Annotated in this window: 9 protein-coding genes; 3 read left to right on the forward strand and 6 right to left on the reverse strand. The window is 71.9% G+C overall.

Annotated features, from left to right (window positions below; genetic code table 11):
* Nucleotides 1-161 precede the first annotated feature (161 nt).
* A complete protein-coding gene (locus ACSMXR_RS17530; RefSeq protein ID WP_473172296.1) occupies nucleotides 162-1,775 on the forward strand; it encodes a VWA domain-containing protein in 1,614 nt (537 codons plus the stop codon).
* On the opposite strand, the gene ACSMXR_RS17535 is transcribed toward ACSMXR_RS17530, so the two are convergent.
* Together ACSMXR_RS17535 and ACSMXR_RS17540 are read right to left on the reverse strand one after the other, a co-directional pair.
* Nucleotides 1,709-3,034: a sensor histidine kinase gene (locus tag ACSMXR_RS17535; protein WP_218525711.1), complete on the reverse strand. Its 1,326-nt coding sequence runs from the start codon at nucleotides 3,032-3,034 to the stop codon at nucleotides 1,709-1,711. The genes ACSMXR_RS17530 and ACSMXR_RS17535 overlap by 67 nt on opposite strands.
* Nucleotides 3,031-3,684: a response regulator transcription factor gene (locus tag ACSMXR_RS17540; protein WP_024263690.1), complete on the reverse strand. Its 654-nt coding sequence runs from the start codon at nucleotides 3,682-3,684 to the stop codon at nucleotides 3,031-3,033. Before ACSMXR_RS17540 ends, ACSMXR_RS17535 begins: the two co-directional genes overlap by 4 nt.
* Nucleotides 3,685-3,867: 183 nt before the next feature.
* On the opposite strand from ACSMXR_RS17540, the gene metG reads away from it, so the two are divergent.
* Nucleotides 3,868-5,481: a methionine--tRNA ligase gene (gene metG, locus ACSMXR_RS17545; RefSeq protein WP_473172297.1), complete on the forward strand. Its 1,614-nt coding sequence runs from the start codon at nucleotides 3,868-3,870 to the stop codon at nucleotides 5,479-5,481.
* An 84-nt stretch (nucleotides 5,482-5,565) separates the two neighbouring features.
* Here metG and ACSMXR_RS17550 read toward each other — a convergent pair whose 3' ends face one another.
* Together ACSMXR_RS17550 and aspS are read right to left on the reverse strand one after the other, a co-directional pair.
* Nucleotides 5,566-6,357 (reverse strand): L,D-transpeptidase family protein, encoded by a 792-nt coding sequence (locus tag ACSMXR_RS17550; protein ID WP_473172298.1) that lies wholly within the window; start codon nucleotides 6,355-6,357, stop codon nucleotides 5,566-5,568.
* Between the two features lie 256 nt (nucleotides 6,358-6,613).
* Nucleotides 6,614-8,410 (reverse strand): aspartate--tRNA ligase, encoded by a 1,797-nt coding sequence (gene aspS / locus ACSMXR_RS17555; RefSeq protein ID WP_137229263.1) that lies wholly within the window; start codon nucleotides 8,408-8,410, stop codon nucleotides 6,614-6,616.
* A gap of 166 nt (nucleotides 8,411-8,576) precedes the next feature.
* On the opposite strand from aspS, the gene ACSMXR_RS17560 reads away from it, so the two are divergent.
* Entirely contained in the window at nucleotides 8,577-10,688 is a 2,112-nt protein-coding gene (locus ACSMXR_RS17560; RefSeq protein ID WP_137229265.1) for an ATP-binding SpoIIE family protein phosphatase, read from the forward strand.
* Nucleotides 10,689-10,826: 138 nt separating this feature from the next.
* Here the strand turns inward: ACSMXR_RS17560 and ACSMXR_RS17565 are convergent, their stop codons facing one another.
* Together ACSMXR_RS17565 and ACSMXR_RS17570 are read right to left on the reverse strand one after the other, a co-directional pair.
* Nucleotides 10,827-11,891 carry an AI-2E family transporter gene (locus ACSMXR_RS17565; protein ID WP_381907536.1) on the reverse strand — a complete coding sequence of 355 codons (1,065 nt, stop codon included), beginning with the start codon at nucleotides 11,889-11,891 and terminating at the stop codon, nucleotides 10,827-10,829.
* Between the two features lie 91 nt (nucleotides 11,892-11,982).
* On the reverse strand, nucleotides 11,983-12,939 hold the full coding sequence (locus tag ACSMXR_RS17570) for a pirin family protein (protein WP_218525707.1): 957 nt from the start codon (nucleotides 12,937-12,939) through the stop codon (nucleotides 11,983-11,985).
* Nucleotides 12,940-12,965: the final 26 nt, after the last annotated feature.

The following is a 12,965-nucleotide window of genomic DNA, read 5'->3' on the forward strand; positions in this document are numbered from 1 at the left end:
GGACTCGGTCAGGGAACGGTTTCGGCTCGGTTGACGCAGCGGTGGGCCGCACCGGCGAACGGCCGGATCCGGCCGCTAACCTTACGTATCCGTCCTGGCCAGGGATGAATTCACCCAGGTCGGACATTCCCCGCACCCAACTCATGCGAAAGGCCTCGCTCATGGGCATTCGGAGCTTGCTGCGTAAGGTGTTCGGCCGCACGGAGCAGGACGAGCCGACCACGGCCACCGTCCCGCCCCAGGCCGAGCGCACTCAGCCCAAGGAGACGGAGCCGGAGACCACTTCGGCGGCCGAGCCCGCCGCGGAGCCGAAGGCGTCGATCCCGGCGCCCGCCTCGCCCGCGTCCTCCACCCCGTCCTCCGCCGACGCACCGTCCACGGCGTCCGCTTCCGCCGCCGCCGGCTCCACCGGCTCCGGCGACTCCACGGAGCGTGACGGTTCGAAGGCCACCGACCTGGTGGCGGAGGCCTTCGACAAGGCAGCCGCCACCGCCAAGCCCTCACCGACCGTCCCCGCGCAGGCGTCAGCCCCGGAGGAGACCGCGAAGGAGAGCGCGAAGGAGACCCCGAAGGCGGAGCAGCCCGCGGAGCCGGAGCCGGTGGCCGCCGAAGAGCCGGTGACCGCCGAGAAGCCCGCGCCCGCCGAAGAGCCGGTGGCCGTCGTGGAGCCGGTCGAGGCCGAGGAGCCCGTGTCGGCTCCGGAGCCGATCACGATCGACCTCGACCTCGACGAGACCCCGGAGTCGAAGACCGAGCCGGAGCCGAAGGCCAAGCCGGAGCCGGAGACCGAGCCGAAGACCGAGCCGGTTGCGGAGGCCGCACCGGCGGTGGCGGAGGTTCCGGAGACGGCTCCCGAGGCCGCACCGGAAACCGCTCCCGACGCGCCTCAGGCCACCTCTGAGACCCCCGAGCCCTCCGACGCCTCCGCGACCTCCGAGGCCCCCGAGGCCCCCAAGGCCCCCGAAGCCTCAGCGGCACCGGCGGTCGCGGAAGAGACCCCCGCGGCCCCCACCACCCCGGAGCCGGCCGCCGCCGAAGAAGCCCCCGAGGCCTCCACCGCCCCGGCCGCCGCCATCGCCCCCGGCAAGCCCGCCACCACCCTCGCGCGGGTCAAGTCGCAGGCTCCGCAGCTCGTCGCCCCGTACAAGGCGGCGCAGGCGGCGCTCAAGGCGCACGGGCTGACCGGGCTGCGCGCCCGCGTCTACCTGGTGCTCGACCGCTCCGGTTCGATGCGGCCGTTCTACAAGGACGGCAGCGCCCAGCACCTGGGCGACCGGACGCTCGCGCTCGCCGCGCACCTGGACGAGGACGCCACCGTGCCGGTCGTGTTCTTCTCGACCGACATCGACGGCACCGGATCCATCGAGCTCTCCGGCCACGAGGGCCGCGTCGACGAGCTGCACGCGGGCCTCGGCCGGCTGGGCCGGACGCACTACCACCGCGCGGTCGAGGAGATCGTCGCGCACTACGAGAAGTCGGAGGCCACCGGTCCGGCTCTCGTGATCTTCCAGACGGACGGCCCGCCGGACGCCAAGCAGGCCGCCCGGCAGGCCCTCACGGAGGCGGCGCGGCTGCCGCTGTTCTTCCAGTTCGTCGCCTTCGGCGAGCAGGACGCGAAGGGCTTCGACTTCCTGCGGAAGCTCGACGCCCCGAACACCGGCTTCTTCCACGCCGGCCCGGCGCCCCGCGAGATCGCGGACGCCGAGCTCTACCGGGAGATCCTGGCCGGGCTGCCGGCCTGGACCGCCGCGCGCGCGGCCGGCTCCGGGGCCTGATCGACCGGAAGCCGTACGGTCACGGCGAGACCGCCGCCCTCGGGGCCCGGTCTCGCCGTGACCGTTCCGCCGTGGGCCATCGTGATCGACCGGACGATCGACAGACCGAGGCCCGACCCCGGCCCCATCCGGTCCCGGCCCTCGCCCCGCCGGAACGGCTCGAAGAACCCCGCGATATCGGCCTCGGAGACCACCGGGCCGGTGTTGCGCACCAGCAGGGCCCCCTGCCCGCTCAGCGAGACCTCCACCGAGCCGCCCGGCACGTTGTACGTGACCGCGTTGGCCAGCAGGTTCGCCACCAGCTGGGCGAGCAGCAGCCGGTTGCCGCGCACGGAACAGGCGGCCGCCGTCACCTTCACCGCCGGCCCGCCGTCCGTCCTCCGGCTCTCCGGGCCGCCGATCGTGCCCCGTACCGCCGGATGCCGGGCCGTCTCCTCCCTGACCACGTGGTCGAGGCGGACCGACTCGCGCTCGTCCGTGGCCAGGCCCCGTTCGCTGCGGGCCAGCACGAGCAGCCCCTCGATGAGCCGCTCGCTGCGCCGGTTGGTGTCCAGCAGGGTCTGCCGGGTGCGGACGAGGTCCTCGGGGGACGGGTCGTCCAGGCCGACCTGGATCGCGGCGCGCTGGGTGGCCAGCGGGGTCCGCAGCTCGTGCGAGGCGTTCGCGATGAACCTCCGCTGGCTGTCGAACGCCTTCTCCAGCCGGCCCAGCAGCGCGTCCAGGGTCTCGCCCAGCTCCTTCAGCTCGTCGTCGGGGCCGCTGGACGCGATCCGCTCGTGCAGGGTCCGTTCGCTGAGCCTGCGGGCCTTCGCGGTCATCGCGTGGACCGGCCGCAGCACCCGGCCCGCTATCCACCAGCCCACCCCGACCGCGCCCGCCGTCATCACGAGCAGCGCGGCGAACGACCAGTTCATGAGCTGCTTGCCCGCCGCGTCGCTGACATGGTCGGTGATCTCGTAGACGGTGGGCGATTCCACGGAGCTACGGCTGATGACGGGGCCGTTCACCATGTGGCCGGGCGGTGCGACGACGTATCCGGGCGGTCCGATGACGTATCCGGGCGGTCCGACGGCCGCCGAGGAGGCGATGGCCCGCGCATCGGTCTCCGTACCGGCGCGGGAGGCCAGGTTGACGGTGGCCAGCAGGGCGGTGCCGAGCACCAGGAAGACACCGCCGTACACGAGGGCGATACGGGTCCGGATCGTCGTGTGCGGCAGCTTCGAGGCGTCCACCAGCCGCCGCAGGACCGTCCGCTTCACAGGGCGTACCCGACGCCCTGCACGGTGCGGATCAGCGCGGGCTCGCCGAGTTTGGCGCGGAGCTTGCTCATACAGACGCGGACGGCCCCGGTGAACGGGTCGGCGTTGGCGTCCCAGGCCCGCTCCAGCAGCTCTTCCGCGCTGACCGTGCCGCCGTCGGCCTCCAGGAGCAACTGCAGCACGGTGAACTCCTTCGGCGAGAGGTCCAGGTCCCGGCCGTCGCGGAGCGCGGAACGCCGTACGGTGTCGAGCCGGATGCCGTGCCGTTCCAGCTGGGGCGGTACGGGCCGGGCGCTGCGCCGGCGCAGGGCGCGTACCCGGGAGACCAGCTCGGGGAACTCGAACGGTTTGCTGACGTAGTCGTCGGCTCCCAGGTCGAGCCCGGCGACCCGGTCCTCCATGGCGCCGGAGGCGGTGAGCATCAGGATCCGGGTGCGGGAGCCGGAGGCGACCAGGCGGCGGGCCACGTCGTCGCCGTGCACCCGGGGGAGGTCGCGGTCGAGCACGACGACGTCGTAGTCGTGCAGGCCGAGGTAGGCGAGGGCCGCGTCGCCGCTGTACACCGTGTCGACCGCGAAGCCGGCCCGGCGCAGTCCGGTGGCGACCAGCTCCGCGAGGATCTCCTCGTCCTCGGCGACCAGTACCCGCATGGTGTTGTCCCCTGCCTCGTGCACGCTTGTCCGCTCCCTCCCAGGATGCGACTTTCCTTCGGGAACCATTACGGGAACGGATGTTTCGCAAAGCTCTCCACCGGAGGGCCTCGCTCCGCCCGCGTGCGGGGCCACCGTTTAACGATGTGAGTGGATCTTGATCGGGCCGTTAGGATTTCGACCATGGCGGCCACTGGATCCGAGAAGCAGGGGGCGACGGCGTACTACGTCTCGACCCCCATTTACTACGTCAACGACGCTCCTCACCTGGGCCACGCCTACACGACCGTCGCAGGCGACGTGCTCACGCGCTGGCACCGCCAGCGCGGCGAGAAGGTGTGGTACCTCACCGGCACGGACGAGCACGGTCAGAAGATCATGCGCACGGCCGAGGCGAACAACGTGACTCCGCAGGCTTGGGCGGACAAGCTCGTCGAGGAGGCGTGGAAGCCCCTCTGGGAGCATCTGAACATCGCCAACGACGACTTCATCCGGACGACGGAGAAACGGCACACCGACCGTGTGCAGGAGTTCGTGCAGGACCTGTACGACAAGGGCGAGATCTACAAGGGCGGGTACGAGGGCCCGTACTGCGTGGGCTGCGAGGAGTACAAGCTCCCCGGCGATCTGATCGACGGCGAGGGCGAGTTCGCCGGTCAGAAGCTCTGCCCGATCCACAAGAAGCCGGTGGAGCTCCTCAAGGAGGAGAACTACTTCTTCAAGCTCAGTGAGTACGGCCCGAAGCTGCTGGAGTTCTACGCGGCGAACCCGGACTTCATCCAGCCCGAGTCGGCGCGCAACGAGGTCGTGAACTTCGTCGAGCAGGGCCTGCAGGACCTGTCGATCTCGCGCTCGACGTTCGACTGGGGCGTCCCGGTGCCGTGGGACGACAAGCACGTCATCTACGTCTGGATCGACGCGCTGCTCAACTACGCGACGGCCGTGGGCTACGGCGCCAACCAGGAGAAGTTCGACGGTACGTTCCCGGCGAACGTGCACCTGATCGGCAAGGACATCCTCCGCTTCCACTCGGTGATCTGGCCCGCGATGCTGATGGCGCAGGGCCTGCCGCTGCCCGGCAAGGTCGTCGCCAACGGCTGGCTGATGGTCGGCGGCGAGAAGATGTCGAAGTCCAACCTGACCGGCATCAAGCCGCAGGACCTGACCTCGCACTTCGGCGTGGACGCGTACCGCTGGTACTTCCTGCGGGCCATCGCGTACGGCAGCGACGGCTCGTTCTCCTGGGAGGACTTCACCGCCCGCTACACCTCCGAGCTGGCCAACGACTACGGCAACCTCGCCTCGCGCGTGGCGGCCATGGTCGGCAAGTACTTCGGCGGCGCGCTGCCGGAGGCCACGGCCGTCGGCGACGCCGAGCGGGCCGTGCAGGAGGGCCTGGCGAAGGCCGTGGCGACCGCCGACCGGAAGATCGGCGAGGAGCTGGACTTCCAGTCCGGCATCCTGGCGGTCTTCGACTTCGTGAAGCAGGTCAACGGCTACATCACGGAGCAGGAGCCGTGGAAGGTGGCCAAGGACACCACTCCCGAGGGCCAGGCCCGCCTGGCGACGATCCTGTACACGGCCGCCGAGTCGCTGCGCGGGGTCGCGGTGCTGCTCAACTCGGTGATGCCGGAGACCTCACAGAAGCTCTGGGAGTCCCTGGGCGCCGAGGAGTCCCTGGGCGCGCTGGCCGACCAGAGGGTCCAGGACGCGGGCGCGTGGGGCGCCCTGCCCGCGGGCGCGACGGTGACGAAGGGCGCGGTGCTGTTCCCGCGCCTGGAGGAGAAGCCGGCGTAACGCCTCCGTACGTACGCCGGGAGCCCGGGACCGTGAACAGCGGTCCCGGGCTCCTTGCGTTCCTCCCCCACTCTCCGGGTTCCCTCACCGCCCCAGCGCCTCCCCGTCCCCCATCACGATCACCGGGCTCATCGCCGGGTCCAGGGTGCGCAGGAGTTCTTCCATGAGCTCCTCCGGGATGGAGACGCAGCCCTGGGTCGGGCCGCCGTGGTCGACGTGGATCCAGATGCCGCCGCCGCGTTCGAGGCCGAGCGGGCGGGTGCGGTCCAGGGGGCTGACGCCCTCCGTGCGGTTGTAGTTGATCGCGACGACGTAGTCGAAGGAGCCCTCCAGCGGCTCTCCGAAGAAGCCCTCGCCGTCCACCGCGAACCGGGGGTGTTCGTCGTACGGGAGCAGGGCCCCCGGGTCGGGGAGCCGGCCGCCGGCGTCGGTGAGGGTGTAGACGCCCGTGGGGGATCTGAGGTCGCCCGCCACATGGTGGTCGGTCCAGCCGGCCATGCCGTTGTGCGCCGGCCAGGGCCCCGCGACCGGCTGCCAGCCCTTCGCGGGGTCCTCGCGGCTGTAGAGGACCGCGCTGGACTGGTGGGAGTCGGCCCCCTCGCCGGTCACGACGAACGCCTGCCGGGCCTCGGCGGGGATCGCCGCGTGCGTCTGCGGTCCCAGGTCGGGGATCTCGGCGGGGCTCGGGGCGGGAGTCGGGGTGGGTGAGGCCCGGAGCGCGGACGCGGCGTCGGACTGCGGGCCCGCGGCGCCCTGGCCCGGGACGCCTTCGGGGGTCTTCGCGGGTGCGCCGTCGGAGCCGCAGCCGGTGAGCAGCAGGGCCAGGGCGAGGAGCGGTGCGGCGAGCAGGGCGGGCGGGCGGCGCGGGACGGACACGGTGGCGGGGCTCCTCGGGTGGCGGCGGACGGCGCGAGGCGGCGGGGCGCGGTGCGGGAGGGGTGTCTCGGTGCCAGTCTTTGCCGGCCCCGGCCCGGCCGAATCCGATCCGGGGCCATCCGGCTGTACCGCGTAGCCCGGCTGTCATCGGCTCCCGGCCGCGTGCAACGAAACAGCCCCCGATCGGGTGATCGGGGGCTGTTTCACGTGAAACATCCGCAGAGCGGGACCGTCCGGACCGTCGGCCCTGCGCGGACTACTTCTCCGCTGCGGGCTTCTCCGACGCGCCCTTCGCGGCGACCGGCTTGCGCAGCTGGATGTTCAGCTCGCGCAGCCGGGTCTCGTCCAGCTCGGTCGGGGCGCCCATCATCAGGTCCTGGGCGTTGCCGTTGAGCGGGAAGGCGATCGTCTCGCGGATGTTCGGCTCGTCGGCGAGCAGCATCACGATGCGGTCGACGCCCGGGGCGATGCCGCCGTGCGGCGGGGCGCCGAGGCGGAACGCGCGGAGCATGCCCGCGAACTCGTGCTCGACGGTCTCGCGGTCGTACCCGGCGATCTCGAAGGCCTTGAGCATCAGCTCGGGCTCGTGGTTACGGATGGCGCCCGAGGACAGCTCGATGCCGTTGCAGACGATGTCGTACTGCCAGGCGAGGATGTCCAGCGGGTCCTTCTCCTCCAGGTCGGCCAGACCGCCCTGGGGCATCGAGAAGGGGTTGTGCGAGAAGTCGATCTTGCCGGTCTCCTCGTCCTTCTCGTACATCGGGAAGTCGACGATCCAGCAGAACCGGAAGACGCCCTCCTCGAAGTGGCCGGCGCGCTTGGCGGCCTCGACCCGGACCGCCGACATGATCTTGGAGACCTCGTCGAACTCGCCCGCGCCGAAGAAGACCGCGTGGCCCGGGACCAGCGAGAGCCGCTCGGTGAGCGTCTTGACGTCGGTCTCGGTGAGGAACTTGGCGATCGGACCGGCCAGCGTGCCGTCCTCGCCCACCCGCACCCAGGCCAGGCCCTTGGCGCCGTGCTCGACGGCGTACTCACCGAGGCCGTCGAAGAACTTCCGGGACTGGCCCGCGGTGTCCGGGACGGGCAGCGCGCGGACGTGCTTGCCGGCGAACGCCTTGAACCCGGAGTCCGCGAAGACGTCCGAGATGTCGACGAGCTCCAGCTTGGCGCGCAGGTCCGGCTTGTCGTTGCCGTACTTCAGCATCGACTCGCGGAACGGGATGCGCGGGAACGGCGAGGTGACCTCGCGGCCGTTGCCGAACTCGGTGAAGAGCTCGGTCATCAGCTTCTCGATCGGCTGGAAGACGTCCTCCTGCTCGACGAAGGACATCTCGACGTCGAGCTGGTAGAACTCGCCCGGCGAACGGTCCGCACGGGCGTCCTCGTCGCGGAAGCAGGGCGCGATCTGGAAGTAGCGGTCGAAGCCCGAGATCATCAGCAGCTGCTTGAACTGCTGCGGGGCCTGCGGCAGCGCGTAGAACTTGCCGGGGTTCAGCCGGGACGGGACGACGAAGTCACGGGCGCCCTCGGGGGAGGTCGCGGTGAGGATCGGGGTCGCCATCTCGTTGAAGCCGAGGGCCACCATCTTGGAGCGGATGGAGGCGATCACGGCCGAGCGCAGCATGATGTTGCGGTGCATGCGCTCGCGGCGCAGGTCGAGGAAGCGGTACTCCAGGCGCCGCTCCTCGTTGACGCCGTCCTCGGTGTTGATCGTGAACGGCAGCGGGCCGGCCTCGCCGAGCACCTCGACCTCGGTGACCTCGATCTCGATCTCACCGGTCGGCAGCTCCGGGTTGACGTTGTCGGCGCCGCGCGCGGACACCTTGCCGTCGATCCGGACGACGGTCTCCTTGGTGAGCTTCGCCAGGGCCTCGTTGCCGGGGGTGCCGGGGCGGGCGACGAGCTGCACCAGACCGTAGTGGTCGCGCAGATCGATGAAGAGGATGCCACCCAGGTCTCGGCGATTGTGCAGCCAGCCGCTCAGCCGGACGTCGGTGCCGACGTCAGAGGCGCGGAGCTCGCCGCAGGTGTGGGACCTGTACCGATGCATCGTCGTTCATCCAGTCTTCGCGGTTAGGTGTGGATTGAGCTTCCCCAGGCTACCGCCCGGGGCCGGGCCTCTTCATTTCCCTTTGCGCCGCCGCTTCCTCCGGCGGCCGGGGCAGGTGGCGGCTCCTCGGTGGCGTCCGCCGAGCAGACCTTCCTAAAGTGGGGCAATGCGCACCGAGGAAGTCCTGGCCGCTATCGCGACGGGCCTGTGGCGCTGGGACAACGCAGCCGGCACGGTCACGCTCGACGCGGAGGCGGCCCGGCTGCTCGGCCTGCCGCCCGAGCCCGGCAGCTATCGCGAGGCGGCGGTGCGCTCCCGTTTCCACCCGGTCGACTGGAACGAGATCTACGGGGTGGTGAACCTCGCGGTCGCCGAAGGCAGCCTCGCCGAGGCGCGACTGCGGATCGTGGACGAGCGCGGGCAGGTCCTCCGTACCGTGCGCAGCCGCTCCAAGCCGGTCTTCCCGCCGGACCGGGAGGCCGGGAACTACGTCCTCATCGGCACGCTCCAGGAGGTCGCCGAGCCGCAGCCGGGCTCCACCGACTCCGCCCACACCCCGATCACCGGGGACTGGCGGCGGTCCCGGGAGGCGTTCCTGCTGGACGCCGGGCGTGCGCTGGCCGAGGCCCGGTCCACCGCGGAGGTGCTGCGGGTCGCCGGATCGCTGTCGATGCCCGGCTTCTCCCCGGACGGCCTCGCGGTCTTCGGCTCCGTCGGGGAGCGGCTGACGATCATCGGGCACCACGGGCACGCCATGGGGGACGAGGAGCCCTTCACGGACATGCCCCTGGAGACCGACTACCCGGCCGCCGAGGTCGTCCGCACCGGCCGCGCGATCTACCTCCCCTCCCCCGAGGAGTACCGCCGCCGCTACCCGGCCACCTGGCCGCTCGCCCGGCGCTTCGGGCGGCAGTCCTGGGCGTTCCTGCCGCTGGTCTCCTCCGGCCGCACGATGGGCGCCTGGATGGCCGGGTTCCGGCATCCGGTGGGGTTCTCCCCGGACGAGCGCGCGGTGCTCTCGACGGTCGCCCGGATGCTCGCGCAGGCGCTGGCCCGCGCCGGGGTGGCCGAGACGGAACGCGAGCTGTCGCTCGGGCTCCAGCGCTCGATGATGCCGACGCTGGGCCCGGACATCCCGGGGATGACGGTGGCCGCGCGATACGTGCCGACCGGCGGCGGGCTCCAGGTGGGCGGCGACTGGTACGACATGATCCCGCTGCCCAACGGCCGGATCGCCCTGGTCATCGGCGATGTCCAGGGCCACGATGTGCGGGCCGCCGGGCTGATGGGCCAGCTCCGTATCGCCCTGCGCGCCTACGCCTCCGAGGGGCACCGCCCGGACGCGGTGCTCTCCCGGGCCTCACGCTTCCTCTCCGGGCTCACCGACGCGTACGAGAGTGTGGAGGGCGACGCGGAACCGGCGGCGCCGCGCTTCGCGACCTGCCTGTACGCGGAGGTGGACCCGGAGGCCGGGACGCTGGACATCGCCCGTGCGGGCCACCCCGACCCGGTGGTGATCAGCGCCGACGGGACCGCGGTGATCCGGCAGACGGCGGGCGGGCTGCCGCTCGGGATCGAGACGGACTCCGACTACCCCACCACCCGGGTGGTCCTGGAACCCGGCGAGACGATCATGCTGTGCACGGACGGCCTCATCGAGACCGGCGGGCACGACATGGCCACCGGCTGGACCCGGCTGCGGCCCGTCCTGGAACGGCCCGTCGAGGACCTGGAGCAGCTGGCGGACGCCCTGGTCCAGGCCGTGCACGGGCCGACCTCGCACTACACGACGGGGCCGCTCGCGGACCGGCGGGAGGACGACATCGCGGTCCTGGTGCTGCGGCGGGAGAGCGCCCCGGCGCCGGAGACGCCGCCGCGCCGCAGCGTCCTGACCATCGCGCAGGCCGAGCCCGAGCGGATCTCGGTCGGCCGGCAGCTGGTGCGTGAGCTGCTGCACGACTGGAGCGATCCGGAGCAGGTCGACTCGGCGGTCCTGATGGTCTCCGAGATGGCCACCAATGTGCTCGTCCACACGGACGGGGACGCGCTTATGGTGGCGGAGGTCTCCGGTGAGCGGGGGGAGCGGCGGCTGCGCGTCGAGGTCGCCGACGCCAGTGACGAACTGCCGCACAAGCGGCGGCCGGGGGAGATGGCGTCCAGCGGGCGGGGGCTGGTGCTGATGGAGATGCTGGCGGATGTGTGGGGGGTGGATCCTCGGGGGGAGGGGAAGTCGATCTGGTTCGAGCTGTACGAGGCTGCTGGGGCGGGGGGTTCTTGAGCGGGGGCCCCGGGGGCCGGGGTTCCGCGTGCCCGGGCTCGAACCCGTGACGGTTCCGTCCTCAAGCGCCGGACGGGCTGGATCTGCCGGTCCCGTCCCACCTGGAGCGCGGGCCCCGCCGGCGCGAGGGTTTCGTCCTCAGGCGTCGGACGGGCTGGGGTCGCCGGGGTGGTTCTTGCGTAGTTCGCCCAGGACTCCGAAGGCCGCCGCGCACAGGGGGACGGCCAGGAGCATGCCCAGCAGGCCCGCCACGCTCGCGCCCGCCGTCAGCGCGATCATGATCATGGCGGGGTGCATCTGGACCGTACGGCTCTGGATCATCGGCTGGAGCACATGGCCCTCCAGCACCTGGACCGCGAGCACCACGCCCAGGGCCCACAGCGCGATCACGAACCCCCGGTCGGCCAGCGCGACCAGCACCGCCACCGCGCCGGAGAGGAACGCCCCGAGGTAGGGGATGTACGCGCCGACGAAGACCAGCGCGCCGAGCCCCACCGCCCCCGGGACGTCCAGGATCAGCAGGCCCACCGTGATGCACACGGCGTCGATCAGGGCGATGAACGTGGTGCCGCGCATGAAGCCCTCGACGGCCTCGAACGCCCGGCGCCCCATGGCCTCCACCAGGTCGCCGGTGCCGCGCGGGGCCACCGAGTGGGCCAGGCTCACGGCCCGGTCCGAGTCGCGCAGGAAGAAGAAGGTCAGCAGCAGGGCCAGCACGCTGGTCGCCACCAGCGAACCGATCAGGCTGATGCCGCTGAGCAGCCCGCCCGCCGCGCTCGCCCCGAACTTCTCCACCAGGTTCTTCGCGTTGTCGGCCAGGTCGTCGACGTCCGTGGCCCCGGCGATGTCCAGATGGTCGACGACCCACTGGCCGGCGTCCTTCAGCGAGGCGACGATCTGGTCGCCGGAGTCGACGAGGGCGGTGACCACGATGTATCCGGCGCCGCCGACCACCGCGACGAGGGCCGCGCAGGTCAGGCCCGCGGCCAGCGAACGGTTGAGGCGAAGCGCGATGAGCCAGCGGTGCACGGGGCCGAGCAGCGCGGTGCCGAGCAGGGCCAGCAGCACCGGGGTGACCGCGGTCTTGAGGGCGACGACCAGCCAGATCGCGACGGCGGCGACGCCCACGACGAGCAGGACGACTCCGCACCAGGCGGCCGCGCGGCGGGCGCTCTCGGGCAGGAGGGGCTTGGGTGCGGGCACCCTCCCACCCGATCACGGTGCGCGACGGCCGGCCCGTCCGCCGCCCCCGTACGGGTGACGGGGCGTCACCCGGCAGGAGCGGCGGGGCGGATCACATGCCGTGGACCGCCGGGACCGTGCCCAGGCGGCCGGCCTGGAAGTCCTCGAAGGCCTGCTTCAGCTCGGCCTGACTGTTCATCACGAACGGTCCGTAGTGCGCCATCGGCTCCCGGATCGGGCGGCCGCCGAGGAGGACGACCTCCAGGTCCGGGGTGTTGCCGTCCTGCCGCTCGTCGGCGCGGACGGTCAGCGAGCCGCCTGCGCCGAACACCGCGGTCTGGCCCATCGTGATGGGGCGGCGCTCCGCGCCGACCGTGCCGCGGCCGGCCAGGACGTACGCGAGACCGTTGAAGTCCTCGCGCCAGGGCAGGGTCACCTCGGCGCCGGGCCGGACGGTGGCGTGGATCATCGTGATCGGGGTGTGGGTGATGCCGGGGCCCTCGTGGCCGTCGAGCTCACCGGCGATGACCCGGAGCAGCGCGCCGCCGTCGGGGGAGGCCAGCAGCTGGACCTCGCCGCCGCGGATGTCCTGGTAGCGCGGGTTCATCATCTTGTCGGCCTTGGGCAGGTTCACCCAGAGCTGGAGGCCGTGGAAGAGCCCGCCGGACATGACGAGCGACTCCGGCGGGGCCTCGATGTGCAGCAGGCCCGAACCGGCGGTCATCCACTGGGTGTCGCCGTTCTCGATGGTGCCGCCGCCACCGTTGGAGTCCTGGTGGATGAAGGTCCCGTCGATCAGGTACGTGACGGTCTCGAAGCCGCGGTGCGGGTGCCAGGGGGTGCCCTTCGGCTCGCCCGCGGCGTACTCCACCTCACCCATCTGGTCCATCATGATGAACGGGTCGAGGTGCCGGTAGTTGATCCCGGCGAACGCGCGGCGCACCGGGAAGCCCTCGCCCTCGAATCCGCTCGGCGCGGTCGTGACGGCGAGCACGGGGCGGGCCGCGGCATCGCCGGAAGCGGCGACCTTGGGCAGGGTCAGCGGGTTGTCGACAGTCACTGCGGGCATGGAAGCCACCTCCGGGCGAGTGTTCT

The sequence above is a fragment of the Streptomyces sp. DSM 106670 genome (genome assembly GCF_055792845.1).